Consider the following 26,554-nt stretch of genomic DNA (forward strand, 5'->3'; position numbering starts at 1 on the left):
ACGTTCGAACGCCCGGTCTATGCCGGCAACGCCATCCAGACGGTGAAGTCGAAGGACGGCAAGAAGGTCATGACCATCCGTACGGCGTCGTTCGATGCGGCGGGTCAGGGCGGATCGGCCAGCGTGACCGCTCAGGCCGCGGGCGAAGATCCGGGCCTGTCGAGCTGGGTCGCCGATGAGGTCGCGGAAAGCGACCGGCCGGAACTGACCTCGGCGGGCCGCGTCGTCTCGGGCGGGCGCGGCGTCGGATCGGAAGAAAACTTCGCGATCATCGAGGCGCTCGCCGACAAGCTGGGCGCCGCCGTCGGCGCATCCCGCGCCGCCGTCGATTCAGGCTTTGCGCCCAACGACTGGCAGGTCGGCCAGACCGGCAAGATCGTCGCGCCAGAGCTTTACGTCGCCGTCGGCATCTCGGGCGCGATCCAGCACCTTGCGGGGATGAAGGATTCGAAGGTCATCGTCGCGATCAACAAGGACGAGGAAGCCCCGATCTTCCAGGTCGCCGATTACGGCCTTGTGGGCGACTTGTTCCAGATCGTCCCGGAACTGACCGAGAAGCTTTAGATTGCCGACTATGACTTGTCGATCCGCAGCGGAAACTCTCCCTTTATCAGCAGCGGATCGATCTCGCCCTCGATTCTTCCCAACCGGATCAGGTCGCCGCGATAGTTGTAGCTGTCGTGGAAGAAGGCGAGATTGCCCCAGCCACGGAAATAGCACAGATCGCCGGGGGCTTCGTCGGTGTAATCGACCAGCCCTCCCTCATCCAGTCGGCGCGGCAGGTGGGCGATCTTTTCGTTGGTGGAAAAGTCGCTGATCGTCAGATCCAGTGGCAACATTGATACGAAATCGCGTGTCGTGGCGCTGTCCTGCAGCGCGACGGTGAAGTCCTGATCGGCGAAGGTGCAGCGTATGCGCATGGGCGTGGCCTCGGCCTGGGCAAGGATGGGGCGGGCGACGAGCAGGGTCGCGGCAGCCGCGATGAACTCGCGCCGATTCGTGGTCATCATTTCCAGTCCTTTCTTCGCAAAGAGAGAGCTTAACGATTGCGGCCGGGGCTCATCACCCCGACCGCAAAAACGCTATGCCAGATTGTCGCTGAAGAAGCTTTCGATCCGGTCGAAGGGGATCACATCGACCTTGTCGTAAAGATCGGTGTGATTGGCGCCCGGAACGATCAGCAGCTCCTTCGGCTCCGCCGCGGCCTCATAGGCGGTTTCGCTCATATAGCGGGAATGGGCGTTCTCGCCGTGTATCAGCAGGATCGGACGCGGGGCGATTTCGTCGATATAGGTCAGCAGCGGCATGTTCATGAAGGACAGCGAATTCGTCTGTGTCCATGCATTGCCCGAGTTAACCGCCCGTTCGTGGTATCCGCGCGGCGTCATGTAGTAATCATGATAATCCTTCATGAACTGCGGCGCGTCCGCTGCGACCTCTGCATTGAACGGCGGCAGATAGGCCGGGCTGCCATTTTCGGCGTCTGCCCACCGCTGACGGCTCATCTGATCCAGCGCCTCTGCGCGCTGTTCGGCGGTCATGCTGTCGTTATAGCCATGCGCGCTGACACGCGAGATGTCGTACATGGTGCTGGCCACGACCGCCTTGATCCGCTTGTCGGCGGCAGCGGCGTTCAGGACGAAGCCGCCCCAGCCGCAAATTCCGATCACGCCGATCCGTTCGCGATTCACGGCCTCATGCAGCCCAAGGAAGTCGACGGCGGCGCTGACATCTTCGGTGCTGAAGTCGGGGGACGCGACATTACGCGGCTCGCCCCCGCTTTCGCCGGTAAAGGACTGATCGAAGGCCAGTGCGATAAAGCCGCGTTCAGCCATGGTTTGTGCGTAAAGACCCGACGACTGTTCCTTTACCGCCCCGAAAGGCCCGGAAACTGCCAGCGCAGGCATGGCACTGCTGCGATCCTTGGGCAGATACAGATCGCCGGTCAGCGTGATGCCGTAGCGGTTGGTGAAGCTGACCTTTTCGTGGTCAACGCGGTCGCTTTTCGGAAAAACCTTGTCCCAATCTTGTGTCATGGTCTGTGCCTTTGCTGTTGATGTGTTGAAGAAAGAAGATGCGCCAATGGCGGCGACACTTGCGCCGGTCATCTTCAGCAACGCGCGGCGGCCGAATGTGTGGCGGGCGTTCGCGTCGTTCGTTTCGTCGTGAAGTTGGGTGGTCATAACAGTCTCCTGTTCAGGTTCAGTTCGCGGGTTTCAGCATCCGCTGCCCGTTGCCGATCAGCGCGACGGCGGCGACAGCAAGGGCAACGGCGCCCGCGAAGGTTGCAGTGATGGAAAGGGCGTCCAGCAAAAGCCCGCCGATGACAGCGCCCAGCAGGATCGACCCCTGGATCGCGGCGACCATCAGGCTGCCGCCAGCCTCGGGTTGGTCATCGACGTTTTGCGACATCCAGGTCATGAAGATCACCGACAGTGCCGTGTTCATCGCGCCCCAGATCGCCAGCAAAATGCCGGTGGCGAGGGGTGAACTGCCGGTGAAGATCAGTGCGAGCGTGACACCGCCCATCACCAGTGCCGGCAGTTTCAAAAGCCGCTCGAAGCCCTCGCCGACAAAGCGCCCCGCAGCCCAGGTTCCGGCAAAACCGGCAATTCCAAGGACAAGCAGCAGGATCGACAGCAGTGTCGCATTAACGCCGGTCACCTGCTCCAGAAACGGGCGCAGATAGGTGAACATGGTGAAGGCCGAACCCCAGCTGAGCATGGCAGCGATCAGCCCGCGCAGGAAATACGGGCGGCGCAGGACCTCAATCACAACGCCAAAGCTTTGGCGACCGCGTGCAGGGAGGGAAGGCAGCGCGATCAGGTGCCAGATCAGGTTCAGCGCCACCAAAGGGGTCAGCGCCCAGAACACCGCGCGCCAGCCGAAGATATCGCCAAGATAGGCACCCAAGGGCGCGGCGAAGGCCGCGGCGATGGCCTGCCCGCCATACATGATCGACAGAGCCTTCGGCACCTCGCCCGGCGGCACCAGCCGCATCATCACCGCGGTCGCCAAGGCCCAGAAGCCGCCGATGCAGATGCCCAGAATGGCGCGCGCGGTGATCAGCACGGTGAAATTCGGGGCCACAGCGACCATGACAAGGGAGGCCAGCATCAACGCGGTCAGTGCGATCAACACCAATTTGCGGTTGAACTGACCGGCAGCCGTTGTGATCAGCAGACTTGCTGCCAGCGCGAACAAGCCGCTGATCGAAATCGCCTGTCCGGTCGCGCCTTCACTGGCACCCAGACCTGCAGCCATCGGTGTCAGCAGGCTGACCGGCATGAATTCCGACGCGATCAGCAGCGCCACGCAGAGTGACATGGACAGAACAGCGCCCCACTGGGCATTGGACCTTGTAGGAATTGCGGCCGCGTCGGTCATGGCTGATCTCCGTCATCTCTAGGGTTGGACAGAAGATAGACGCAGGACGCCAATCTGATTAGCCGTCTAGAATTGCATGGACTAATCGATCCAGTCGATTAATGATGTCGCCATGTCAAAGACCGATTTCAACGATCTGATGTGGTTTCGCATCGTCGCAGAGGAGCGCAACTTTACCCGTGCCGCCGCCCGGATCGGCGTGGCGCAATCGACGCTGAGCCATACGATCAAGCGGTTGGAAACCAATATGGGCATCCGCCTGCTGACGAGAACCACCCGCAGCGTCGCCCCGACCCCGGCAGGGGAGCGTCTGCTGGCCACCGTTGCCCCACGTCTGACCGAGATCGAGGACGAAATTGCAGCCCTGATGGAGCTCCGCGACAAACCCTCGGGGTCTATCCGGCTGACGCTGTCCGATCACGCCTTGGAAACCGTCGTCTGGCCAAAGCTGAAGCCGGTTCTGGCCAAACATCCCGATGTCAGCGTGGAGTTCAGCCTCGACAGCGGTTTGCGCAACATTGTTGAAGACGGGTTTGATGCGGGCGTCCGCCTGGGCGAAAGCGTCGAAAAGGACATGATTGCCGTTCGGATCGGCCCGGACTGGCGGATGGTTGCCGTATCATCGCCCGATTACTTCGCCAACCATGGCGTGCCTGAGCACCCGCAGGACTTGCTGAAGCACAATTGCATCAACATGCGTCACGAAACACGCGGCGGGCTGTATCCGTGGGAATTCGAGAAGGATGGTCAGGAGCTGAATGTCCGCGTGAACGGCCAACTAACCTTTAACAATTCCTACGCGATGATGGATGCAGCACTCAGCGGAATGGGCATCGCCTTCGTGCCAAACAGCCTCGCCGACGATCATGTAGCTTCCGGCGCGCTGCAACTGGTGCTGGACGACTGGTCGCCCTTCTTCGACGGCTATTTCCTGTATTACCCAACCCGCCGGCAAAACCTGCCAGTCTTCCGCCTGATCGTCGAAGCGCTGCGGCATCGCAAGGGCTGAGCGGTGCATGCAATTCAGCCCATCGACCGAAACATTACCGGGTGTCTGTGCGTTGCGATCCCAAGTCAAACCAAGGGATCAGGAGACGCAGATGGGCTATGTCACCACGGAGGACGGGGTCGAAATCTTTTACAAGGACTGGGGTCCGAAAGACGCGCCGGTGATCTTCTTTCACCATGGTTGGCCGCTTAGTGCTGACGACTGGGATGCCCAACTGATGTTCTTTCTGGGCGAAGGCTTCCGCGTTGTCGCCTCGGATCGACGCGGGCACGGCCGCTCGGCGCAGGTCTGGGACGGGCATGACATGGACCACTATGCCGACGATACGGCTGCCGTGGTCAAGCATCTGGGTGTGCAGGGCGCGGTGCATGTCGGCCATTCGACGGGCGGCGGCGTCGTCGTGCGTTACATTACGCGCCATCCCGAAGACAAGGTCGCAAAGGGCGTGCTGATAAGCGCCGTGCCGCCCTTGATGGTCAAGACCGATGACAACCCGGATGGCATCGACAAGGCGGTGTTCGACGATTTTCAGAAGAACACCAAGGAAAGCCGCGCACAGTTCTTCAACGATGTGCCGTCAGGTCCCTTCTATAATTACGATCAGGACGGGGTCGAGCCGTCCGAGCCGATCATCCATAACTGGTGGCGGCAGGGCATGATGGGTGCGGGCATAGCGCATTATGACGGGATCGTTGCCTTCTCGCAGACCGATTTCCGCGAGGAGATGAAGGGCATCACCATCCCGATGCTGGTCATGCACGGAGAGCATGATCAGGTCGTTCCGTTTGAGATTTCCGGGAAGAAATCAGCCGAATTGCTGCAGAACTGCGTGCTGAAAACCTATCCCGGTTTCCCGCACGGCATGCCCACCACCGAAGCCGAAACGATTAACAAGGATCTGCTGGAATTCATCCGCAGTTGACATGAGAAAGACGCCAGCGGATCGCTCCGCTGGCGTCTGGAATGACCCTGATTGTCCCGCCTGTTATTCCGCGGCGCGTTTGGGCAGCACCCAGTTCGGACGGGGGAAGTGGCAGGTATAGCCGTTGGGGATGCGTTCCAGATAATCCTGATGCTCTGGCTCTGCTTCCCAGAAATCGCCCGCGGGCTTCACCTCGGTCACGACCTTGCCCGGCCACAGACCCGAGGCATCGACATCCGCAATCGTATCCAGCGCGGTCTGATGCTGCGCCTCGGAGGTATAGTAGATGCCCGAGCGATAGCTGGTGCCGCGATCATTGCCTTGCCGGTCTTGCGTGCTGGGATCGTGGATCTGGAAGAAGAATTCCAGCAGGTCGCGATAGCTGATCTTCGCCGGATCAAAGATGATCTCGATTCCTTCGGCATGGCTGCCGTGGTTGCGATAGGTGGCATTCTCGACGTCGCCGCCTGTGTAGCCGACGCGGGTCGTCTGAACGCCGGGCAGCTTGCGGATCAGATCCTGCATGCCCCAGAAACAGCCACCCGCCAATACAGCACGTTCGGTCATCACTTGCCCTCTACCTGATCCAGATAGTCGCCATAGCCTTCTGCCTGCATGTCCTCGACGGGGACAAACCGCAGACTGGCCGAGTTGATGCAGTAGCGCAGCCCGCCCATGTCGCGCGGCCCGTCCGGGAAGACATGGCCCAGATGGCTGTCACCATGCGCTGATCGCACCTCGGTCCGGACCATGCCATGCGTGGTGTCGCGCAATTCGTTGACATTGGCATCGACGATGGGCTTCGAGAAGGACGGCCAGCCGCAGCCCGAATTGAACTTCGCTGACGAGGCGAAAAGCGGTTCGCCCGAAACGACATCGACATAGATGCCGGGTTCGAAATGTTCGTCATATTTGCCGGTAAAGGCGCGCTCGGTCCCGTTCTGCTGGGTGACGCGGAATTGCTCCGGGGTCAGCTTGGAAATGGCGTCATCGGATTTCTTGTAGGTCATCCTTGGTCCCCTTGTTGTTCGCTGCGCTGTATGTAGGCAGGCCATGCGCCGACGCCAATGGCTTCACGGGATCGTTTCATTCGTCGCCCCGGCGGAAAATCTATTCAGCCGCGATCTGCGCTTTCTGGCTGGCCTGAAGCTCTGCCATCAGCGCCTCGATCCGCTTCTTGCGATCCTTCGCTTCGGCGATGATCGCCGTGACGGTTGATCCTCCCCTAGCGAAGCGACGCCGCCCGTGCCGCTCCGTCGCTGACATCATGTGGCTGTCTATTAGGAATGAAATGGGCTTATCCAAGTCGCCAGAAGCCTCGCCTTGTGAAACAAAAGGCAAACCTTCCTGAAACACCATAAGGGATGTAAAATTTCACGAAGTCTTGCTTTGTTCATGTTCCGAATCGTGAACGATTGCTGGGTTTCGCGCCAGCGATTTTTTTCACAATTGCCTTTCGTTTCATCCGCTGCTGTACCGCCTTTATAAGCGAGTAAAACCGCTATTGCCCCAGTCGATAATTGGCTGCGTTGAATTTTAACAGGCTGCTGAAGCAGGGCGTCTGCGCACGGCTGGGCGGTGAAAAATGATCCCACAGCAACTTAAAATGCAATATCTGAGCGCCATGCGCTACATCTGTGCGACCCGGCGTCGGCCACTGGCCTCTGGCATGTGGCTCATTTGCGCAGTCACGTTCCCCCATTGGGTGGAAACGTGGCCCGATGGCGACGAGAAATGAGGCCTGATATCAGGGTGCAGGCGGTTATGCGCTGAGAAGTGGCCAAACTTGGAACGGACCCTGCGCTCCAACTCCGGACTTGCGCGATATCCATTGTCCAGCAGTGCCGTGTAATATTCCTGAAGCTCGTCAATCAGGCGAACGTTGAGGCCGTCGATAGAGCTTCCGATTTCGGTCTCCAGCGGCACACCCGCAGCCACGGCCTCGCGATGCATCACCCGCAACGATACGAATTGCAGCCCATGACGCGTTTCGGTGTCGATGATCTCTCTGACCCGGGGATACAGGTCGGCAGCACTGGATATGTCTTCGCGGGTGATGCTGTTGCCGTCCGAGCCGACAATCCAACGCTCTCGATAGAAATCCGAAACCCCGTGATAGGTCTCTCGCGGAATCTCCAGCCGATAGATATCGCCGCTGGGAAGATAGCCACCGCCAAGATCCGAATGGGCGCCCACAAGTTCTATCCGCGTTCCGGTCATCGCAAGGGTCAGCGGGAAATTCTTGCGGATTTCATCCTTCGCGGTGAGATGAACGATCCGCTCGGCGACATTGCCGCTTGTGCTGATGTCAACGTTACCGAAATTGCCGGTATGCCCACCCTCACCAAGTGATGAGACAGTATCGAACAGGCCCAGAAACTTCGTAAGGATATTCGCGCTGTCATAGCTGACGGCCCCGCGCCGGGCTGAGTTCGCAAAATGACGCGCGGCGGCAGCCCCTCGTGAAAAGCCGAATATGTCCAGATGAATGTCGCAGGGCTGAATATCTCCGGCCGCGCTTCGGATATCGGCATTCACGAAGCCGATAGCTTCCGTTACGCGCATTTCCACGCCCTCAGGGCCGGTTCCATGACCAAAACCACGCGGGCCGGGCAAGAAACTTGGGGGCCAGGCATCCAAAAGGTTGTCAGTTGTGTCACCGTCGGGATCTACGCCGATACCGCGCATATAGCGCTTCAGCCGTATGATCTTACGCCCAGCAGCCGAGCCGGTGCCGTTGACCGGCACCCCTCCGGTATCGAGATAAAGACGTTCCAACAGATCGACATTGGTATGCCAAGCGCCAAAATCACCCTGCCCAGCATGGTCGCGCGAGTTACCGGTCCCGTCGAAAAACACGCCAAAACGGAAAAGGTCGCATCCCGCTGCAACGGCATCTACCGGGCCAGAGCCGACTTCGGCCGCCGCTTCATTCGCCGCGGCTGTCGCCTGTTCTATCGCTTCATGATTTTCTGTCTGCATAGCAGCTACTCCCGCCCGCCGCAGCGCGATTGGATGACACCGCCATCCCCAATGAACTCATTACGTGCCGTCATGATCCGTGCGATACGACGAGACAGGCTGTCATCCGGATCATGCGCAGCAGAGACGAGTGGATCGATCCGCGGGTCGTCCAGCGGCAGCGATGTGCCGCAAAGCTGGCGCAGAACAACCGGCGCGCGCATATCGGTCGTAATTTCATCCGTCCGGTCGTCTCGCATCAAGCGCAATGCGTCCGCGTTCGGTGTTGTCACCAGCAAGTCAGCACCCGGCCCGACAACGATGTCGAGACCGAGAACCTCTCGCTCTGTGTCATAGGCCGAAAGTTCCCGGCCGCGAACCATTATATCTGACATCCATGCCGTTTCCTCAGCGGCGTCATACCACAGGATGCGAAACTCCATCTCGTCACTGAACCGACTTTTGTAATATGAACCACCACCGCTATTGCGCCCGCTGGAAATGTAATCGATGACCTGACCATTGGCTTCCACCCGCATTGCACCTGGCACATAGGGGGCCAGGTTGTAGTCAAGCGACATGCTGCGCGCATGGGTTGGCCCCAGCCAAAAGAAGACAAGTGACGCACAGAAAACAGCCCCTGCGATTGTGATCCATCGGAAAGCCCCTGCCTGTAACCAGTCGCCACGGCTGCTGCTAGTGCCAGTCATCTCAACCCTTCTCCTGCGCTACAGTCGCAAGCAGCTCCTCTGTCTTGGATATCCTGACTTCCGGTGTGACCGCCTCCAGCATGATGTCCTTTACGCGCCCACTTTCAAAACGCCCAATGAAGTCCGGGCCAAGCATTAACTCCCAGCAGCAGATCTTCGCCAAATGGTCGCGGCGCCAAAATCCAAGGCTCAAAAATTCGTCACGCCTTGATCGCAGCGACGCCATTGCCTTTGCCTCATCAATCCTCTGACGCTCGGCAACTTTGCAGGTCGATACCCTGGCCAGCTTTTCAAATTCGAATATCTGCCTCAATCGGCGCATCAGTCTTCGCACGTCATGGGTCAGGATCGGTTTTTTTTGTGGAAGGGCCGCTCGACCATGCCAGCATATATGCTGCCATTGCCCAAACCCGTTTCGAAGCACAAAGGCCGCAATCTTGCCGCCACCGAATAGCGGGACTACCAATTCGGTGGCTTCGCCGGACGATCCCATGCTGATGAGTGTTGTATTGACCGGGTTATCCCAGAACCTCCAGTAGAGCCAGTTCCCGTCTTCATCTTGGACTCTGGTGAATTTCCTAAAGTGCTTCCACATATCGTCCAGGGTTCCGCGCGAGCGGACACAGATGCCCGGTTCCTTGTCCCAGTGGTGCCAATGCGCATCTGAGCGGGTGAACAGGTTACGGGTGAAGGCGTTTCCCTCTTCCAGGCGCACGATCCAGGGGGCGACGTTCTTCAGCTCGTCATAGGCCGCGCCCTTGAACAGGCAGCGGTGTTCGAGACCGCTGCGTTCCAGCAGTTCCAGCGGGTTGGTGACTTTGGCGGCGTCTAGGATGGCATAGGTCTGCATGGGCGGAATGGCGGCAGGATCGCCGCCTGCCGCCTTGATCTCGGCTGCGGTTGGTTCCGGCTGGCCGAACAGAGCATCGTGCAGCGCGTCGGGGACGGTTTTCTTGGGGAAGACGCCGATCTGGGTATCCAGCGGCTCGACGCCCTCGATTGTGTCGACCTGAAGCACGGGACGGTCGGGTTCCGACTGACCCGCAGCAGCACTTCCCGGCAGCAGCGTCCAAGGATCATCGCTGTCCTGATCCTGCGGGATGTTCATCTGGAAACCTGTTACCATGCACCTGTTACAATATTGGCCTTTTACCACGTCGCGCGCCGGTCAGCCATAGCCCGCCTCGCGCTGATGGCGGACGGCCAGCACCACCGCGAGGTCCCCTCCACATGGTAGGGTGCTGAGCGATCCCGCGCCTTGGCGGCCTGGTGAATACGGGCACGAATGTCAGGTCCCAGCTTGACTGCGACGGGCTAGTGGCAGCCATAATATCCTCATGGGTATCCATATGTAGGCTCCAGACCCATAGATTTCGGCCAAAGTCATCGTTGGGCGACCATATCCTGACGATCGCGATCCCGCCGTCCACGCTCCGCCTTCGCCTCCTCGATCAATGCCGCAACATCGCATTCAGCGATCATTACCGCCGCCAGCCCGCGCTTCCGCCTGTCCCGGAACAATTCGAGTCCCAGTTTCCGTGCGGCGCGAAGTAGGAGGGGCGTTCGCGTGAAGTGCGACCGCGCAACGATCATCAGATTCAACGTCCTCTGCCTTGTCCTTTTCGGTATCGGCCGCCCAAACCCCGCCCACTCGACCAAAAACGCGTCCAGTGTTTCGGGCCGAAACCCTGCCATGCGCCGGTTGAACTGATAATCGGGCTCGATCAGCCCATCGGCCAGCAGCACGCGAAACACGTCGAGGCTAATGCCGAGACGGCGCGCGGCATCATGCACGTTCAGGAGGTCTTTCAACTGCGGGGCCAGTTCTGCGATCAGGGCCGGATCGACCTCGTGATCGAGGCCAATCCGTCCGCCTTGGCTTCATTCAGCAGCAGAACCAGATGACTATCCGACAGTTCCACCTGCATGAAGAGGATCCAGCGATCTCCATCCGGAGCGTCATAGACCAAGGCTTTGACCGCGGTAGTTTCGACCATCTGCTTGAGATCAACGATCAGATCGTAAGACGCTTGATTCTGCGACTGCCCGCGATCCCGGAGGTATTCAATGGATTCTTCGGGCGGGACGAACGGTTCCTCGACGAGATCCAGAAGCTTCTGGCGCTGGACGTCGACAGCTTTGGAACGTTCGATGACCTCATCTTCTCCATCACCGACCGCATCTCATCGATGGACGTATTCAAGGTGCAGCGCTACTTCAACTTCATCAGCTGCGCGTACCAGCGCAGGCTGGCGGACTTTCAGGACCCGGCCGAGCGCGGAACGTTGACTCTGGCTTCGACACTCTTGGTCATACGGCATGATGCAATGGTCGAGCAGATGCGGCTGATCTTAGGCGACGAGGACAAGGCGCGTGAGATCATCGAGCTTTTGAAGATGGATACCGGAGATCAGCATCTCGATCTCCAATATCGTCCGTTCATAGATGTCGGTGGCTACTACGTGATCGCCCCTCATGTGGTGGCGGTCTCCAACCTCGTCCGCAACATCATCGTCGCCAACCGCCTCGAGTATGTGTTCGAGCCACCGACTGACGAAGACCACCGGCGCGCGGCGGTGTTGCTGGACGTGCTGGTCGATCTTCTGGTCGAAAGCGGCATCGGTGTGAAGCCTCTGCCGATCCTCGCGGACGATCCTGCCGATTGGTCGCGGAAGCGAAGGCTGCGGGCGTCGATCAATGAAAGCTATTTCGAACTGTCGGTGAATCCCGAAGGTGGGATCAATCTGCTTATCGGCTTTGAAGACAAAAGCTTCCATGAGCACGGGCTTAGCGTCGAGGCAGTCACCACCCTGATCCACTGCTTTACCAATCTGCGGCTGGCCAGTCCGTTTCCGCAGCAGTGGAATGCGCATCCGGACGGCTGAACTCTGATCAAATATAATTTGCTCGATCAGCGCCCCGCCGCCTTCGACATGCGATGCGGTTGACGTCATGCGGCTGTCTATAGGAACGAAATGGGTCCACTCCGATCGCCAGAAGCCTCGCCTTGTGAAACAAAAGGCAAACCTTCCTGAAACGCCATAAGGGAAAACTGGTCGGAGCGAGAGGATTCGAACCTCCGACCCCCTGCTCCCGAAGCAGGTGCGCTACCAGGCTGCGCTACGCTCCGACCGTAGGTGGGGCAGGTAACGCGGCTTGGGGGCGAATGCAAGGGGGAATGCGGGCGCAAAATGCGCCTCAGTGATGTGATCCTGCGCGGCCGGTAAGAATTCGCTGCAAAAGCGTTGATTTCGGGGTTGTCACCGTGTCGGGCCGCAGACGGGATGCGATGACCGGGCGGTTGGAACCAGCCCCGCGAGAGCTTTCGCGCCAGACGATGTACAGGCCAGAGCTGATGATGACCCCGGCGCCGATCACTGTCGGGCGATCCAGCGATTCGCCGAAGATGAACCAGCCATAGATCGTTGCCCAGATGATCTGCGAATACTGCATCGGCGCGACGATTGCCGCCTCGCCCACACGGTAGGCCTGGATCGACAGGAAACCGCCGGTCAATCCCAGCACCGCAATCATGCCCGCCATCGCCAGATGCGGCAGCTGCATCGGCGTATAGGCAATGCTGAGACCCGCCCCGGTGATCAAAAGGTTGCCCAGCATCGGCCACATCAACAGGACAAGCGGTCTCTCGGAGCCGCCGAGCTTGCGCGTCACGACCCCGGCGGTTGCGCTGCACAGGGCCGCGAGAAGTGCGGCGAGATGACCGAATTCCAGCGTCTGCCCGCCCGGGCGAAGCACGATCATCACGCCACAAAGGCCAAGGGCGACCGCCAGCCAGCGATGTATGCCGACGCGCTCGCCCAGGATCGGGATCGACAGCAACGTGATAAGCAGCGGCGTCGAGAAAAGGATCGCATAGACCTGCGCCAGCGGCAGAACCGAGAAGGCATAGAAGGCGCAGATGCCCGATCCCATCGCGCAGACCGCGCGCAACGCAACCCAGCCGGGACGGTTCGGTCGCAACGTGCCGGGCGTCCGTTCCTGCATCAGGATCAGTGAGACGAGCGGAAAGGACAGCAGGGACGAAAAGAAAAGAACCTGAAGCGAAGGGTAGTGCGCGCCGAGCAGCTTGATGATGACGTCATGCGTCGCGAAGACGCCCATCGACATCAACGCAAAGCCAATCGCCCTGATATTGCCCGGCGCGTTCAATCAGGCCCTCGACAGTGCTTCGGTGATCTTGTCGCCCATCTCGGAGGTCGAGACAGGCGTTCCGCCCTCTGGTCCCATCAGATCCGCGGTGCGGACGCCATCGGCCAGCACCTTTTCGACGGCTTTTTCCAGATCGTCAGCGGCCTGGCCCTCGTTGAAGGAATAGCGCAGCGCCATCGCGAAGCTGAGGATGCAGGCGATCGGGTTGGCCTTGCCCTGACCCGCGATATCGGGGGCAGACCCGTGGACGGGCTCATACAGCGCCTTGGGTCGGCCATTGTCCATCGGCGCACCAAGGCTCGCCGAAGGCAGCATACCAAGGCTGCCGGTCAGCATCGCTGCGGCATCCGACAGGATGTCGCCGAAGAGGTTGTCGGTCACGATCACGTCGAACTGGCGCGGGTTGCGGACCAGCTGCATGGCACCGTTATCGGCATACATATGCGACAGCTCGACATCCGGAAATTCGTTGTCATGAACCCATTGCACTTCCTCGCGCCAGAGGATGCCGGATTCCATCACGTTGGCCTTCTCCATGGAGCAGACCTTGTTGCCGCGCTTCTTCGCCAATTCGAACGCGGCGCGGGCGACGCGACGGATTTCGCCACTGGTGTAGCGCTGCGTGTTGATGCCGACGCGGCCGCCCTCGTTTTCGGGGTTGTTATTGTCGTCATGGATGCCGCGCGGCTCGCCAAAATAGACGCCAGAGGTCAGCTCGCGCACGATCAGGATATCTAGACCGGCCACGATGTTTCGCTTGAGCGAGGAAAAATCTGCAAGCGCGTCAAAACACTGCGCGGGGCGCAGGTTCGCGTAAAGGTCCATCTCCTTGCGCAGTCGCAGCAGGCCACGCTCTGGCTTCAGCGAAAAGTCCAGATTGTCGTATTTCGGGCCGCCCACGGCACCCAGAAGAACGGCATCGACCTGTTGCGCCTTTGCCATGGTCTCATCCGCCAGCGGCTTGCCGTGCTTGTCGTAAGCCGCGCCCCCGACAAGATCCTCGGACACGTCGAAACGCATGCCGCGATTGGTCTGGAACCAGCCAATCACCTTACGGACTTCGGCCATGACTTCGGGGCCGATTCCGTCGCCGGGAAGGATCAGAAGGGAATAGTCGGACATATGTGCCTCGTGCTTTCGGGGTTATTGCTGGCCTAGCGCCGGCGCGGGATGTGGTCAAGTTCACGCTGAATTGGGTTGCGCATCGCGCGTGGATCGGGCCGAGTCATGCGCAGATGAAGACGACCGGGGGACGATCCATGAACCGCCTTTTCGTCGCGGCACTGGCGGCCGCGACTGCTTTGGGTGCAACTGGCAAGGAGGTTCGGGCCGACGCGAAAGTGTCTGTTCCGATCCCGAATCTGGAAGGAATCTCGGATGCGAATGCCGAGAAATTGCTGTCGGCGCTTGCGCAGATCAACGTCATCACCTCGAACTGCCCCGATTACCGGATCAGCGATGGTGAATGGACGCTGCTGACCGGCACCGGCGACATGCTGGCGGCAAAGCTTGGTATCGACCCGGAAACCTATGACCGCGAATATTACGGCCCGGCATTTCGGATGCTGGACGATCCCGCCGCCTGCGACCGGATCGGCCCGAAGGCGCGGCCGATTATCGACGACCTGATAGAGATGGGCGGCGGCACCGGCGAGAACGGGAGCTAGCATCAGTCCGCGATCTCCACGTCGATCCAGACCAGCTTGTGCGGCGAGGCGACCGCGGCGGCCTGATACAATGGCTCCTCGTCGGTGGGCCAGACGACGCCAGAGCCGGTGACGCGAAGCGCGCGTGATGGCAGCAGGTAGGTTACGCGCAGGTTGCCCGGCCCATCATCAGGCCAGTCCGCGGTATCGAGCGCGGGATCGCCCGACTGGCCCGCATCGGCTGCAGCTGCCCCGCCGGCGCTGGCAGGTCGTGCGTCAGAAATGCGTTTATTTTCAATAAGATTACGGATTGCTTCGTGTCGCCCATCGCCGTCTACCGGGTCGAGATTGGCGTTGCCGGCAATGACGAACGGGGCGTTTGGCAGGTGGGTCTGCCAGAAGGCGATCTCGTCATGATTGCGGCGGCCGTTGCGGTCTTCTGGCCCGTCGAAAACCGGCGCGGTGGCGGCAAAAGCCAGCACATGCAGGGGCGGATCAGTCAGAAGCTCGACATCCCAATGCCCGCTGGTCGAGAGACGCTGGACCGTCTTGGCTTCGGGCGAGAGGGCGTCCCCGATCAGGTTCCCGGGCATGTCGCGCCATAAGCCTTCGCTGTAATCAACGACGTTGCCGAGGGGAATGCGTGACAGGATCGCCATGCCGTTCTGGCCGGTGAAGCTGCCCCAGCCCTGAGAGTCATCCGCCTCTGCCAAGCGTCCATCATTGTCGAGGTCCGCGCCGCTGGCCATGCCGCGATTGGTCTGTGGGGCGAGGAGATAAGGATAATCCACGCCGCTACGGGCCATAAGCTGAGTGAATGCGCGCAGCGCGGCGCGATCGTGGTCCCAGTCGAAGCCGGTCAGCAGCAGAACATCGGGATTTACCTTGGCGATGACCATCGCGACGGCCAGAACCTGATTGTCCTTGCCGGACTGAATGTCGCGCAGCAGAAGGCCCGGTCCTTTGCGGGTCAGTTCGGGGTCGAAGCTGGCGATGCGAATGGTTTCGGCCGCCGCGGGACTTGCCAGCGCGGCGGCCAGAATGGTCGTCAGAAGGACTGTTTTCAGACCCAAGGGCGGGCTTGGCTGGCCGTTGCCTCGAAGGCGTCGATCGCCGCCCCGCGCTCCAACGTCTGGCCGATATCATCCAATCCGTTCAACAGGTTATGCTTTCGCGTCGGGTCCACGTCGAAGTGGTATTCGGTCCCGTCCGGGGCCGTCACTTTCTGGTTTTCCAGATCCACGGTCAGGCGCGCGTTTTCGCCGTTGCGGGCGTCGTCCATCAGGGCCTGGACGGCGTCTTCGGGAAGGACGACGGGCAGGATGCCGTTCTTGAAGCAGTTGTTGAAGAAGATGTCGGCGAAGCTTGTTGAAATCACACAGCGAATCCCGAAATCCAGCAGTGCCCAGGGGGCGTGTTCGCGGGACGAGCCGCAGCCGAAATTGTCGCCTGCGACGATGATTTCGGCGTTTCGGTAGGCCGGCTGGTTCAGCACGAAGTCACTGATTTCATTGCCTTCCCGGTCAAAACGCATCTCGTCGAACAGGTTCTTGCCAAGACCCGAGCGGTGGATCGTTTTCAGGAACTGCTTCGGGATGATCATGTCCGTGTCGATGTTCACCAGCGGCATCGGTGCGGCCACGGCGGTGAGGGTGGTGAATTTTTCCATATTCTAGATCCTGTCTGGTTTCGCCCGCACAGCGCGTACACAGCCTGTATACAGGCCGTACACCGCGCGTGCATAGGCGGCTGCCTTACGCCGTTTCCGTTTCGACCATCACGTCGCGCACATCGACCAGATGGCCGGCGACCGCAGCGGCGGCGGCCATGACCGGCGACATCAGATGCGTGCGGCCCTTATAGCCCATGCGCCCTTCGAAATTGCGGTTCGAGGTCGCGGCGCAACGTTCGCCCGGTGCAAGCTGGTCGGGGTTCATGCCAAGGCACATCGAGCAGCCAGCCAGACGCCATTCGAAACCGGCATCGGTGAAGATCTTGTCCAGACCCTCTTCCTCGGCCTGGGCGCGCACGAGGCCAGACCCCGGCACGACCATGCCACGCACACCGTCGGCCAGCTTCTTGCCCTTCAGGATGCCGGCGGCGGCGCGCAGATCCTCGATCCGGCCATTGGTGCAGGACCCGATGAACACCGCGTCGATCTTGATGTCGGTCAGCGCCATGCCCGGCGTCAGGCCCATGTAATCGAGCGAGCGGCGCGCAGCCTCGACCTTGCCGCCGGTGAAATCCTCGGCGGCGGGGACATTGGCGGTGATGGGCAGCACGTCTTCGGGGCTGGTGCCCCATGTGACGACCGGCGCGATGTCTTCGCCCTTGATGGTGATGACCTTGTCCCAATGCGCGTCGTCATCGGAATAGAGCGTCTTCCACCAGTTCAGCGCGGCTTCCCATGCGGCACCTTTCGGCGCATGCGGGCGACCGTTGACATAGGCGAAGGTCTTTTCATCGGGCGCGATCAGGCCGGCGCGTGCGCCGCCTTCGATGGCCATGTTGCAGACCGTCATGCGGCCTTCCATGGACAGGTCGCGGATCGCCTCGCCACAATATTCGATCACATAGCCGGTGCCGCCGGCGGTGCCGGTCGCGCCGATGACGGACAGGGTGATGTCCTTGGCGGTCACACCGGGGCGCAGCTTGCCGGTGATTTCGACCTTCATGTTCTTCGACTTCTTCTGGATCAGCGTCTGGGTGGCCAGAACATGTTCCACCTCGGACGTGCCGATGCCGTGCGCCAGCGCGCCGAACGCGCCATGGGTCGCGGTGTGGCTGTCGCCGCAGACGACGGTCATGCCGGGCAGGGTCCAGCCCTGTTCGGGGCCGACGATATGAACGATGCCCTGACGCACATCGTTCATCGGATAGTAGTTCAGGCCGAACTCTTTCGCGTTCTTGTCCAACTCGGCGACCTGAATGCGGCCTTCGGGGTTTTCGATCCCGTTCACGCGGTCGGCGGTGGTGGGCACGTTGTGGTCCGGGACCGCGATGGTCTGATCCGGGCGGCGGACCTTGCGGCCAGCCATGCGCAGACCTTCGAAGGCCTGCGGGCTGGTGACCTCGTGGACCAGATGGCGGTCGATATAGAGGATGCTGGTGCCGTCATCGGTCGTGTCGACGATATGGGCGTCCCAGATTTTATCGTAAAGGGTGCGGGGTTTTCCCGCGTTGGATGGGCCGGTCATGGCTGTTCTTCCTCAGGGAATGGCTTGCTGATGCGATTGGTCATGCGGGGTCTTCCCGCCGCCGATCACAGTCGGGCAGTCACGGACAGGCTTTCGCCATAGAAGCGGCCCGGCAGGCGGGCGCGGTCGTGAATGTTGAAATAGCGCATCATGGGCGGGGAATTTACGCCTGTGGGGGCGGCGTGGCAAGGGATTCGGGGCATGCTGGATAAAGCAGAGGGCAGCGACCGGCCCGAGGGTGGGCGTGAAGCGCCCGCCCTGGGGGGCGGGTCGGGCGCTGCCCGGCGGTTCCTGTCGGGCATGGCTTCGCAGTCTGACGCTTGCGAAGCGCGGCGCATAGGGTGACAAGGGATGATGCTGATCCTGCTGAACAAACCTTACGGCGTGCTGCCGCAATTCACCGACCAGTCGGCCAATCCACGGCCGACTCTGGCGGATTTCGTTGACGTGAAGGGGGTTTATCCGGCGGGGCGGCTGGATATGGACAGCGAAGGGCTGATGCTGCTGACCGATGACGGCAAGTTGCAGGCGCGCATCGCTGACCCGAAGCACAAGATGGAAAAGACCTATCTGGTGCAGGTCGAGGGCGCACCAGATCAGCCGCAGCTTCAGGCGCTTCGCAAGGGTGTGACGCTGAAGGACGGCCCGACCCTGCCCGCGAAAGCGGACCTGATCGCTGCCCCCGATCTGTGGCCTCGCGACCCGCCGGTGCGGGAACGCAAGACCGTGCCTGATGCCTGGCTGCGCCTGACCATCCGCGAGGGGCGGAACCGGCAGGTGCGCCGCATGACCGCCGCCGTGGGCCTGCCGACGCTGCGGCTGGTGCGCTGGCAGGTGGGCGACTGGGTGCTGGACGGCATCGCGCCGGGTGAATGGCGCGAAGCTGGCTCTGCGCTGCTGCGTTAACCCATTCTTAACATAGCGCGGGCCGGGGGACGCTGTTTGCGATATGTCCTGCGGATGGTGTGTGGGGTTGTGTCATGTTGATTCTGGCTGGTTTGATGGGTGCCTTGGCCGCCGGTGCGGCGGTTGAACTGATGTTCAGTCAGGGCGGGTTTCAGGAGTCCGGTCCTGACCAGGATACGGACGAGGACGAGATGGGCGCCGAAGCGCCGCCGGACGAGACAGAGGGCGCCGGCACGATCCTCGACAATGTCGATCTTGGCGATCCCGATGCAGAAACGCAGGGCGAAGGCGATGCGGGCGATCCGGCGTTTGATCCGGGCGCAGGGGTATCCGATCCCGAAACCGGCGAGGATGGGGCGGAAGCCGGGCTTGACGACGCATCCTCCGGGCAGACGATCACCGGGCAAGGCGCGCTTGTCGGCGGGGCCGGCGATGACCGGCTGGAGGGCAGCGACGGCTTTGACGATATGGCAGGCGGCGCGGGCAATGACACGCTGATCGGCAATGATGGCGGCGACTGGCTGTATGGCGATGACAGCTATGGCCCCGGCGGCGACGACTGGCTGCATGGCGGGGCGGGCAATGACACGCTGGCCGGAAATGGCGGCGACGACGCCTTGGCCGGCGATGCGGGCGATGACCGGCTGTTCGGTGGCGAGGGCGACGATTCGCTGGACGGCGGCGACGGCAGTGACTGGCTTGACGGCAATTCAGGCGATGACTGGCTGGACGGCGGCGCGGGCGATGACGACCTTGCCGGCGGGCTGGGCAATGACACCTTGTCCGGCGGCGCGGGCGCGGATTCGCTGCATGGCGGCGCGGGCGATGATGCGCTGCTGGGCGGTGCGGGCGACTGGCTGGACGGCAATGACGGCGATGACCGCTTTGTCATCGCCTATGATCCGGCCGAAACCGGGCTTGTCCATATCGGCGATTACGGCGCGGGCGACCGGATCGAGATCGAAGTCGGCCATCGCGATGCCGTTCTGAGCATAACCGAGGCAGAGGGCCATGCCACCGTGCTGGTCGATGGTCAGCCGGTCGTGCAGGTCCTGAACGGGGCGGGACTGAAGCTGGCCGATATTGCGCTGATCCACCCCGGACTATAGGACGCGGCACTTCAAGGCTTTCTTTTTGCGGCAGGATTCAGTATAGCCGCGCGTCCGCTGGCGAAATCCGGCGGCAAGCCTCCACGGGCCAGTGCTGGACGACATCCCGGCCTGCGCCATAACCCCTTGATTCCGAAAGGAGACCCCGATGTCGATTACGGTAGAAGAAAAGAATCGCCTGATGAAGGAATATGCGACGAAGGAAGGCGATACCGGTTCGCCCGAAGTTCAGGTCGCGATTCTGACCTCGCGCATTTCCACCCTGACCGAGCACTTCAAGACCCACAAGAAGGACAACCACAGCCGTCGTGGCCTTCTGAAGCTGGTCGCACAGCGCCGCAAGCTGCTGGACTATCTGAAGGGCAAGGAAGAGGCCCGGTATCAGGATCTCATCAAGCGTCTGGGCATCCGCCGCTAAGACGCCGAGATGATCGAGAATTGCGCCCGTGGCATCCGCTGCGGGCGTTTTTCATTGTGTATCAGTCGCTTAGCGTTTCCATCGGCTGCCAGCCCAACGCCGCCTTGCGGCTGAGAATGTCGAAGCCGAACCAGTTGCCGCCTCCGCCCGGTCCCTGATCGAAGCGCCGGTCGATGGCCTCCTGCGCCAGCGCGCAGTAAAGCAGGGTGCCGACGCCGCCGTGGCCGACGAACAGGACGTCGCCGGTATCGTGGCCGGCAAGGACCGCTTCGACCTCGGACAGGATGCGGGCCTGCGCGGCGCGGGCGGGTTCCCAGCCGCGGATGCTGTCGTCGGGGCGGGCGAAGAAGGCATCTGCCATCGCCTCGAATTCCGGCGGTGGCAGGAAGCCGGTGGCGCTGCGGTCGTTTTCGTGCATCAGCGGGCGGATTTCCAGTTGCAGGCCAAGGGCGCGGGCCAGCGGTTCGGCGGTTTCCACGGCCTTGACCTCGGCGCTGCTGATGATGCGGCTGGTGCCGGACAAAAGGCCCGGCGCTGCGGCAAGGGCTGCGACACGGGCGCGGCCGGTGTCGTTCAGTGTCCAGCGGGGCACGTCGCGGTCGGGATCGACCTGAACCTGCGGATGGGTCAGATAGCGGGCGGTTCCGGGCATTCTGTCACCTGTCATGCATGCCTTTGCCCGCAAGGATGCTGGGCGCGGCCTTCTCGATCCGGTCGGTGCGGGTCTTTGACTGCTTGGCGGTCGAGAAATGCAGCACCCAGCCGCGCTGGCGACCGGGGGTCAGACCTTCGAACGCGTCACGGAAGGCGTCGTCGCTGTCCAGCTTGTCGACGAGTTCATCGGGATATTCCAGATCGTCCTTGGGCAGATCAACCTTGAGGCCCTTTTCCTCGATCCCCATCGCCTCGGCGATATAGGCGCGCAGGGTCTTTTCCGCCGCCCTGATCTGGGAGGTATCGGTGAAGTTGACGACCCGAGAGCTGCGGGAATTTTCGCCCGGCGGTTCAAGAATGCCTTCGGGGTCGTTCATCAGCACGCCCTTGAAGAAGCCAAGCGCGGCGCGGTCCTTGAAGCCCCAGATGATCGCGACATTGCCCCCATGCGCGGTATAGACGGGCGAGGACCATTTGAATGTCTCGGTCAGGCCGCAATCCAGAAGGATCGCGCGCAGGACCAGCAATTCGTCGCGCCAATTGTCGAGATGAGAGAAGAAGGCGTCGAGCCTGACCTGATCGGCGGGCTTCGATTTGGCGGCGGTCTTGGACATTATGGCGATCCTTTTTCGGGAAGTTTGTCAGCCAGCGCGAGCGCTGTCCATGACCGCTTTTCGTCGCGCGAATCGAAAATTTATGGTATGATTTCAGGGCTTAACACCAATTGAAAGGCGCGTGCCGCCCGGACGCTTAGCCGGAGTCGCGGCGGGCGGTCGTTATTGTCATGAAAACCCTCTCTTCCCTTATCGCGGCGGGTGCGCTGCTGGCTGGCTGCACATCGCCCGATCAATCGCTGTTTCTGTATCAGCTTCCCTATCAGCCCGGATCGACCGTGGGGGTCTGGCAGGACCATACCACCCATTCCGGGGGCGAATTCGCCATCGACATGGCCGGAACGAACGGCAGCACGACCTATAATGTCGTCGCCGCGCGGCCCGGCATCGTGCGGTTCATCGAGGAGACGAACACCCAGAACTGCGCCTCGGGCTGTCCGAACAACTATGTCTGGATCCAGCATGTGCCGGGGCTGGAATGGACGAAATATTCCCATCTTGCCACCGGATCGGTCAGTGCCGCCGGGCTTTCGGTCGGCGACGATGTGGCGATGGGGCAGGTGATCGGGGTCGAATCGAATATCGGCATGGCGCAGGGCAGCAATGATGGCCGGCATCTGCATTTCGAGGTCCGCGAGGTGCCGGCAGGGTCCGCGCCGGGTCCGCTGGCGGGCGATATGCCCGGAACCATGCGCGTCCCGCGCTTCTGCATTCCGGGTCAGGTGCTGGTGAAGGGCGAGATTTACACGGCGCAGGCCTGCAATTTCTGACGCCCCCACAAGTCCCCGGAACGCGGTCCCGCCCGCGCCTGATTTCACGCAGGCTCGGGCGGCGCTGTCCGGGACGTTTTGACCAAATCCCCACAGCAAACGGAAAAATCTTCCGGGTGGCCTTCGGCTTCTGACGTTTTTGTGAAACAAGCAAAGAAATTATTGGCAAGGAGGCTTTCATGGCAACCGGAATCTGGATCAGCCTGGCGGCGTATTTTCTGCTGATGCTCGGCATCGGCGTTTATGCGTGGCGCAAATCAACCTCGAATTCAGAAGAATACATGCTGGGCGGGCGCAACCTGCCGCCTTCCGTTGCGGCGCTGTCGGCGGGTGCGTCGGATATGAGCGGCTGGCTGTTGCTGGGTCTGCCGGGCGCGCTGTTCGTGTCGGGCCTGTCGCAAAGCTGGATCGGGATCGGGCTGTTCATCGGGGCCTGGGTCAACTGGGTCGTCGTGGCCCCGCGCCTGCGCCAGCAGACCGAGGAATATGATAACAGCCTGACCATCCCCGGATTTCTGGGCAATCGCTTTCCGTCGCAGGCGCGCCTGCTGCGGATCGTGTCGGCCATCGTGATCGTGGTGTTCTTCGCGGTTTACACGGCATCGGGCCTTGTCGGCGGCGGCAAGCTGTTCGTCAGCGCGTTCAATGGCGGCTATATGTCCGGCGTGCTGCTGACGCTGGGGATCGTCATGGTCTATACCGTCATGGGCGGCTTTCTGGCGGTGTCGCTGACCGATTTCGTGCAGGGCATCATCATGATGCTGGCGCTGGTCATCATGCCCATCGTCATTCTGACGACCGGGCAGGGCGACGGCATCGCAACCGCCGCCGACCGCCTGCGCGAGGCGGTGGGGCCGGACTATCTGTCACTGACGGCGGGGCTGACCTTCATGGGCTGGCTGTCGGCGGTGGCCTGGGGCCTGGGCTATTTCGGGCAGCCGCATATCATCGTGCGTTTCATGGCCATTCGCAGCGTCAAGGAAGTGCCGACCGCGCGCAATATCGGGATGAGCTGGATGGCGGTGTCGCTGATCGGCGCGATCTCGCTGGGGATCTTCGGGCGCGCCTATGCCGAAAGGAACGGGCTGGAGGTCGCGGACCCGGAAACCATCTTCATCATCCTGTCGAACCTGCTGTTCCACCCGCTGGTGACGGGCTTCCTGTATGCGGCATTGCTGGCCGCGATCATGTCCACGGTGTCCAGCCAGCTGCTGGTCGCGTCATCCTCGTTGACCGAGGATATTTACCACACCGTCTTCAAGCGCGATGCGACGGACAGGGAGCTGGTGACAGTCGGGCGGATTGCGGTGCTGCTGGTGGGGCTGGTCGCGGTGGTCATCGCCTCGAACCCCGATGCGCAGGTGCTGGGGCTGGTGTCCAACGCATGGGCCGGTTTTGGCGCGGCCTTCGGTCCGCTGATCATCCTTGCGCTGACATGGAAGCGGATGACCGGCGCGGGCGCGGTTGCGGGCCTGATCGTGGGTGCCGTCGTGGTCGGCGTCTGGATCATGCTGGGGCTTAGCAGCACGCTGTATGAGATCGTGCCCGGCTTTATCGCCGCATGGATCGCGATTGTCGTCGTCAGCAACATGACCCCCGATACCGGCGAATACCGCGCGCCGAAAACGGTCTGATCCGGGGCATCCGTTCCTGGCTTTGGCGCCCGTCCCGCATCGGGGCGGGCGTCTGGCATTTCCCCGCAGGCGCGGCCCGGCGACACTTCCCAAAGCCCTTGATTTCCTGTAAGGCCCCCCAATCTGTGACGTAACGCCCGGCCCCGGGGCGACGCATAAGGATAGGGGCGGCGGCAATGGGGCCGCCAAAAACACGGCGCGGCCGGAGGGCCGGTGCGCGCCCAGAGGATATACGATGTTTGATGAAGTGAAGAAATCGATCCAGTGGGGGCCGGAAACGCTGACCCTGGAAACGGGCAAGGTTGCGCGTCAGGCTGACGGCAGCGTCATCGCCACGCTGGGCGAAACCAGCGTCATGGCCAACGTGACCTTTGCGAAAGAACCGAAGCCGGGTCAGGACTTTTTCCCGCTGACGGTTCACTATCAGGAAAAATACTATGCCGCCGGCAAGATTCCGGGCGGCTTCTTCAAGCGCGAGGCGCGCCCGACCGAGAAAGAGACGCTGACCGCGCGTCTGATCGACCGTCCCTGCCGCCCGCTGTTCGCGCCGGGCTTCAAGAACGAAGTTCTGGTCATGTGCACCGTGCTGTCGCACGATCTGGTCAACGATCCCGACGTCGTCGCCATGATCGCCGCATCCGCTGCGCTGACGATTTCCGGCGTTCCCTTCATGGGCCCGATCGGTGCGGCCCGCGTTGGTTTTGCGGATGGCGAATATGTGCTGAACCCCGAAGTTCAGGACATGGACCAGCTGCGCAACAACCCCGAGCAGCGTCTGGACCTTGTCGTCGCCGGCACCAAGGACGCCGTGATGATGGTCGAATCGGAAGCTTACGAGCTGACCGAGGAAGAAATGCTGGGCGCGGTCAAGTTCGGCCATGAACAGATGCAGCCGGTCATCGACCTGATCATCGACTTCGCGGAAGCCGCCGCGAAAGAGCCGTTCGACTTCGAGTCGCCGGATTATTCGGCGCTCTATGCCCGTGTGAAGGATCTGGGTGAGGCCGATATGCGCGCCGCCTATGCCATTCTGGACAAGGGCGACCGTCGCGACGCCATCGACGCGGCCAAGGAAAAGATCGTTGCCGGTCTGAACGAGGATGAACTGGCGGATGCCAATCTGGGTTCGGCGCTGAAAAAGCTGGAATCGGCGATTCTGCGCGGTGACGTGGTTGCCAATGGCAAGCGCATCGACGGCCGCGACACCAAGACCGTGCGCGGGATCGACTGCGAAGTGGGCGTGCTGCCGCGGACCCATGGCTCGGCCCTGTTCACCCGTGGGGAAACGCAGGCGCTGGTCGTGACCACGCTGGGCACCGGCGATGACGAACAGATCATCGACGCGCTGCATGGCAACTTCCGCAGCAATTTCCTGCTGCATTACAACTTCCCGCCCTATTCGGTCGGCGAGGTTGGCCGCGTGGGTTCGCCCGGTCGCCGCGAAATCGGTCACGGCAAGCTGGCTTGGCGTGCGCTGCAGGCTGTTCTGCCCGCCGCCACCGACTTCCCCTATACCATCCGCGTCGTCTCCGAGATCACCGAATCGAACGGCTCTTCGTCGATGGCGTCTGTCTGCGGCGGCTCGCTGTCGATGATGGATGCGGGTGTTCCGCTGAAGGCGCCGGTGGCTGGTGTCGCCATGGGTCTGATCCTGGAAGATGATGGCAAATACGCCGTTCTGACCGACATTCTGGGCGACGAAGACCACTTGGGCGACATGGACTTCAAGGTCGCCGGGACCGAGAAGGGCATCACCAGCCTGCAGATGGACATCAAGGTTGCGGGCATCACGCCCGAGATCATGCAGCAGGCGCTGTCGCAGGCGAAAGACGGCCGGATGCACATCCTGGCCGAGATGGGCAAAGCCCTGACCGAAGGCCGCCGCGAGTTCAGCGAACACGCCCCGCGCATCGAAACGATGCAGATCCCGACCGACAAGATCCGCGAAGTGATCGGTTCGGGCGGGAAGGTCATCCGCGAGATCGTGGAAGTTTCCGGCGCCAAGGTCGACATCAACGACGACGGCACCATCAAGATCGCATCCGCAAACGGCGAGTCGATCAAGAAAGCCTACGAGATGATCCACTCGATCGTCGCGGAGCCGGAAGAAGGCCAGATCTACACCGGCAAGGTGGTGAAGCTGGTCGATTTCGGTGCTTTCGTGAACTTCTTCGGCAAGCGCGACGGTCTGGTCCACGTGTCCCAGATCGCCAACAAGCGTCTGGGTCACCCGAACGAGCTGCTGAAGGAAGGCCAGGAAGTGAAAGTGAAGCTTCTGGGCTTTGACGACCGCGGCAAGGTGCGCCTTGGCATGAAGATGGTCGATCAGGAAACCGGCGAGGAAGTTACCGAAGCCAAGGAAGAAACCGCCGAATAATCGGCGCGGCTTCTTGAATGTTCAGGCCGGTCCGGGGATGCTCGGGCCGGCCATTTTCTTGAGGATTTCG

28 protein-coding genes and 1 tRNA gene are annotated in these 26,554 nt (G+C 61.4%); 11 read left to right on the forward strand and 18 right to left on the reverse strand.

Translation table 11 applies throughout. The features are described 5' to 3' along the window. Positions 1 to 564: electron transfer flavoprotein subunit alpha/FixB family protein (locus FQV27_RS12515; protein WP_222611698.1), on the forward strand; the 564-nt coding region annotated here is incomplete at its 5' end. An 8-nt stretch (positions 565 to 572) separates the two neighbouring features. Here FQV27_RS12515 and FQV27_RS12520 read toward each other — a convergent pair. From FQV27_RS12520 to FQV27_RS12530, 3 genes are all read right to left on the reverse strand, one after another. Continuing rightward, the gene (locus FQV27_RS12520) at positions 573 to 1,010 is read right to left on the reverse strand and encodes a cyclophilin-like fold protein (RefSeq protein ID WP_246133095.1); all 438 of its coding nucleotides are present in this window, start codon (positions 1,008 to 1,010) and stop codon (positions 573 to 575) included. 72 nt (positions 1,011 to 1,082) lie between these two features. After that, positions 1,083 to 2,183: an alpha/beta hydrolase gene (locus FQV27_RS12525; protein WP_147099021.1), complete on the reverse strand. Its 1,101-nt coding sequence runs from the start codon at positions 2,181 to 2,183 to the stop codon at positions 1,083 to 1,085. A 19-nt stretch (positions 2,184 to 2,202) separates the two neighbouring features. Then, positions 2,203 to 3,387, reverse strand: a complete 1,185-nt coding sequence (locus FQV27_RS12530) for an MFS transporter (RefSeq protein ID WP_147099023.1) — start codon at positions 3,385 to 3,387, stop codon at positions 2,203 to 2,205. A 112-nt stretch (positions 3,388 to 3,499) separates the two neighbouring features. On the opposite strand from FQV27_RS12530, the gene FQV27_RS12535 reads away from it, so the two are divergent. Both FQV27_RS12535 and FQV27_RS12540 read left to right on the forward strand, forming a co-directional pair. Beyond that, positions 3,500 to 4,396 carry a LysR family transcriptional regulator gene (locus FQV27_RS12535; protein WP_147099025.1) on the forward strand — a complete coding sequence of 299 codons (897 nt, stop codon included), beginning with the start codon at positions 3,500 to 3,502 and terminating at the stop codon, positions 4,394 to 4,396. A gap of 91 nt (positions 4,397 to 4,487) precedes the next feature. Then, positions 4,488 to 5,318: an alpha/beta fold hydrolase gene (locus FQV27_RS12540; RefSeq protein WP_147099027.1), complete on the forward strand. Its 831-nt coding sequence runs from the start codon at positions 4,488 to 4,490 to the stop codon at positions 5,316 to 5,318. A 63-nt stretch (positions 5,319 to 5,381) separates the two neighbouring features. Here the strand turns inward: FQV27_RS12540 and msrA are convergent, their stop codons facing one another. The 7 genes from msrA to FQV27_RS12570 form a co-directional block, all read right to left on the reverse strand. Next, positions 5,382 to 5,885 carry a peptide-methionine (S)-S-oxide reductase MsrA gene (gene msrA / locus FQV27_RS12545; RefSeq protein WP_147099029.1) on the reverse strand — a complete coding sequence of 168 codons (504 nt, stop codon included), beginning with the start codon at positions 5,883 to 5,885 and terminating at the stop codon, positions 5,382 to 5,384. Next, a complete protein-coding gene (gene msrB / locus FQV27_RS12550; RefSeq protein ID WP_147099031.1) occupies positions 5,885 to 6,328 on the reverse strand; it encodes a peptide-methionine (R)-S-oxide reductase MsrB in 444 nt (147 codons plus the stop codon). The genes msrA and msrB overlap by 1 nt, the downstream gene beginning before the upstream one ends. Before the next feature lie 100 nt (positions 6,329 to 6,428). Then, positions 6,429 to 6,587, reverse strand: coding sequence for a hypothetical protein (locus tag FQV27_RS18895; protein WP_186827299.1), 159 nt, complete (start codon positions 6,585 to 6,587; stop codon positions 6,429 to 6,431). A gap of 360 nt (positions 6,588 to 6,947) precedes the next feature. Then, the gene (locus FQV27_RS12555; protein ID WP_147099033.1) at positions 6,948 to 8,300 is read right to left on the reverse strand and encodes a DUF2235 domain-containing protein; all 1,353 of its coding nucleotides are present in this window, start codon (positions 8,298 to 8,300) and stop codon (positions 6,948 to 6,950) included. 5 nt (positions 8,301 to 8,305) lie between these two features. Next, on the reverse strand, positions 8,306 to 8,860 hold the full coding sequence (locus FQV27_RS12560; RefSeq protein ID WP_147099035.1) for a hypothetical protein: 555 nt from the start codon (positions 8,858 to 8,860) through the stop codon (positions 8,306 to 8,308). Positions 8,861 to 8,990: 130 nt separating this feature from the next. Further along, on the reverse strand, positions 8,991 to 10,097 hold the full coding sequence (locus FQV27_RS12565; protein ID WP_186827300.1) for a DUF4123 domain-containing protein: 1,107 nt from the start codon (positions 10,095 to 10,097) through the stop codon (positions 8,991 to 8,993). Between the two features lie 275 nt (positions 10,098 to 10,372). Next, the gene (locus FQV27_RS12570) at positions 10,373 to 10,801 is read right to left on the reverse strand and encodes a hypothetical protein (protein WP_186827301.1); all 429 of its coding nucleotides are present in this window, start codon (positions 10,799 to 10,801) and stop codon (positions 10,373 to 10,375) included. A gap of 89 nt (positions 10,802 to 10,890) precedes the next feature. Here FQV27_RS12570 and FQV27_RS12575 point away from each other — a divergent pair, with 89 nt between their 5' ends. Next, positions 10,891 to 11,874 carry a hypothetical protein gene (locus FQV27_RS12575; protein ID WP_147099041.1) on the forward strand — a complete coding sequence of 328 codons (984 nt, stop codon included), beginning with the start codon at positions 10,891 to 10,893 and terminating at the stop codon, positions 11,872 to 11,874. Positions 11,875 to 12,042: 168 nt separating this feature from the next. Here the strand turns inward: FQV27_RS12575 and FQV27_RS12580 are convergent. From FQV27_RS12580 to leuB, 3 genes are all read right to left on the reverse strand, one after another. Then, positions 12,043 to 12,119, reverse strand: a tRNA-Pro gene (locus FQV27_RS12580). Between the two features lie 68 nt (positions 12,120 to 12,187). Further along, positions 12,188 to 13,159 (reverse strand): DMT family transporter, encoded by a 972-nt coding sequence (locus tag FQV27_RS12585; RefSeq protein WP_281290026.1) that lies wholly within the window; start codon positions 13,157 to 13,159, stop codon positions 12,188 to 12,190. Then, the gene (gene leuB / locus FQV27_RS12590) at positions 13,160 to 14,281 is read right to left on the reverse strand and encodes a 3-isopropylmalate dehydrogenase (RefSeq protein WP_147099043.1); all 1,122 of its coding nucleotides are present in this window, start codon (positions 14,279 to 14,281) and stop codon (positions 13,160 to 13,162) included. Between the two features lie 137 nt (positions 14,282 to 14,418). On the opposite strand from leuB, the gene FQV27_RS12595 reads away from it, so the two are divergent. After that, positions 14,419 to 14,826 carry a hypothetical protein gene (locus FQV27_RS12595; RefSeq protein WP_147099045.1) on the forward strand — a complete coding sequence of 136 codons (408 nt, stop codon included), beginning with the start codon at positions 14,419 to 14,421 and terminating at the stop codon, positions 14,824 to 14,826. Between the two features lie 2 nt (positions 14,827 to 14,828). Here FQV27_RS12595 and FQV27_RS12600 read toward each other — a convergent pair whose 3' ends face one another. The 3 genes from FQV27_RS12600 to leuC form a co-directional block, all read right to left on the reverse strand. Further along, positions 14,829 to 15,878, reverse strand: a complete 1,050-nt coding sequence (locus tag FQV27_RS12600; protein WP_342779889.1) for an endonuclease/exonuclease/phosphatase family protein — start codon at positions 15,876 to 15,878, stop codon at positions 14,829 to 14,831. Next, a complete protein-coding gene (gene leuD / locus FQV27_RS12605; RefSeq protein WP_147099047.1) occupies positions 15,869 to 16,474 on the reverse strand; it encodes a 3-isopropylmalate dehydratase small subunit in 606 nt (201 codons plus the stop codon). The genes FQV27_RS12600 and leuD overlap by 10 nt, the downstream gene beginning before the upstream one ends. Positions 16,475 to 16,559: 85 nt before the next feature. Continuing rightward, on the reverse strand, positions 16,560 to 18,002 hold the full coding sequence (leuC, locus tag FQV27_RS12610; RefSeq protein ID WP_147099049.1) for a 3-isopropylmalate dehydratase large subunit: 1,443 nt from the start codon (positions 18,000 to 18,002) through the stop codon (positions 16,560 to 16,562). A 354-nt stretch (positions 18,003 to 18,356) separates the two neighbouring features. Here leuC and FQV27_RS12620 point away from each other — a divergent pair, with 354 nt between their 5' ends. From FQV27_RS12620 to rpsO, 3 genes are all read left to right on the forward strand, one after another. Further along, complete coding sequence (locus tag FQV27_RS12620) at positions 18,357 to 18,908, forward strand: pseudouridine synthase (protein ID WP_147099555.1); 552 nt, start codon at positions 18,357 to 18,359, stop codon at positions 18,906 to 18,908. Between the two features lie 74 nt (positions 18,909 to 18,982). Continuing rightward, the gene (locus FQV27_RS12625; RefSeq protein WP_147099051.1) at positions 18,983 to 20,017 is read left to right on the forward strand and encodes a calcium-binding protein; all 1,035 of its coding nucleotides are present in this window, start codon (positions 18,983 to 18,985) and stop codon (positions 20,015 to 20,017) included. A 148-nt stretch (positions 20,018 to 20,165) separates the two neighbouring features. After that, positions 20,166 to 20,435: a 30S ribosomal protein S15 gene (rpsO, locus tag FQV27_RS12630; RefSeq protein ID WP_147099053.1), complete on the forward strand. Its 270-nt coding sequence runs from the start codon at positions 20,166 to 20,168 to the stop codon at positions 20,433 to 20,435. A 61-nt stretch (positions 20,436 to 20,496) separates the two neighbouring features. Here rpsO and FQV27_RS12635 read toward each other — a convergent pair whose 3' ends face one another. Together FQV27_RS12635 and FQV27_RS12640 are read right to left on the reverse strand one after the other, a co-directional pair. After that, positions 20,497 to 21,087 carry a histidine phosphatase family protein gene (locus FQV27_RS12635; protein WP_147099055.1) on the reverse strand — a complete coding sequence of 197 codons (591 nt, stop codon included), beginning with the start codon at positions 21,085 to 21,087 and terminating at the stop codon, positions 20,497 to 20,499. A gap of 4 nt (positions 21,088 to 21,091) precedes the next feature. Continuing rightward, on the reverse strand, positions 21,092 to 21,703 hold the full coding sequence (locus FQV27_RS12640; protein WP_147099057.1) for a YdeI/OmpD-associated family protein: 612 nt from the start codon (positions 21,701 to 21,703) through the stop codon (positions 21,092 to 21,094). A gap of 170 nt (positions 21,704 to 21,873) precedes the next feature. Between FQV27_RS12640 and FQV27_RS12645 the strand changes: the two genes are divergently transcribed. The 3 genes from FQV27_RS12645 to pnp all read left to right on the forward strand — a co-directional run bounded on the left by FQV27_RS12645 (position 21,874) and on the right by pnp (position 26,484). Beyond that, complete coding sequence (locus tag FQV27_RS12645; RefSeq protein WP_147099059.1) at positions 21,874 to 22,473, forward strand: M23 family metallopeptidase; 600 nt, start codon at positions 21,874 to 21,876, stop codon at positions 22,471 to 22,473. Positions 22,474 to 22,652: 179 nt separating this feature from the next. Continuing rightward, positions 22,653 to 24,107 (forward strand): sodium/proline symporter PutP, encoded by a 1,455-nt coding sequence (gene putP / locus FQV27_RS12650; protein ID WP_147099061.1) that lies wholly within the window; start codon positions 22,653 to 22,655, stop codon positions 24,105 to 24,107. A gap of 235 nt (positions 24,108 to 24,342) precedes the next feature. Then, positions 24,343 to 26,484, forward strand: a complete 2,142-nt coding sequence (gene pnp / locus FQV27_RS12655) for a polyribonucleotide nucleotidyltransferase (protein WP_147099063.1) — start codon at positions 24,343 to 24,345, stop codon at positions 26,482 to 26,484. Positions 26,485 to 26,554: the final 70 nt, after the last annotated feature.

It is taken from the genome of Paracoccus aurantiacus (assembly GCF_007993065.1).
Lineage (GTDB): Bacteria > Pseudomonadota > Alphaproteobacteria > Rhodobacterales > Rhodobacteraceae > Paracoccus > Paracoccus aurantiacus.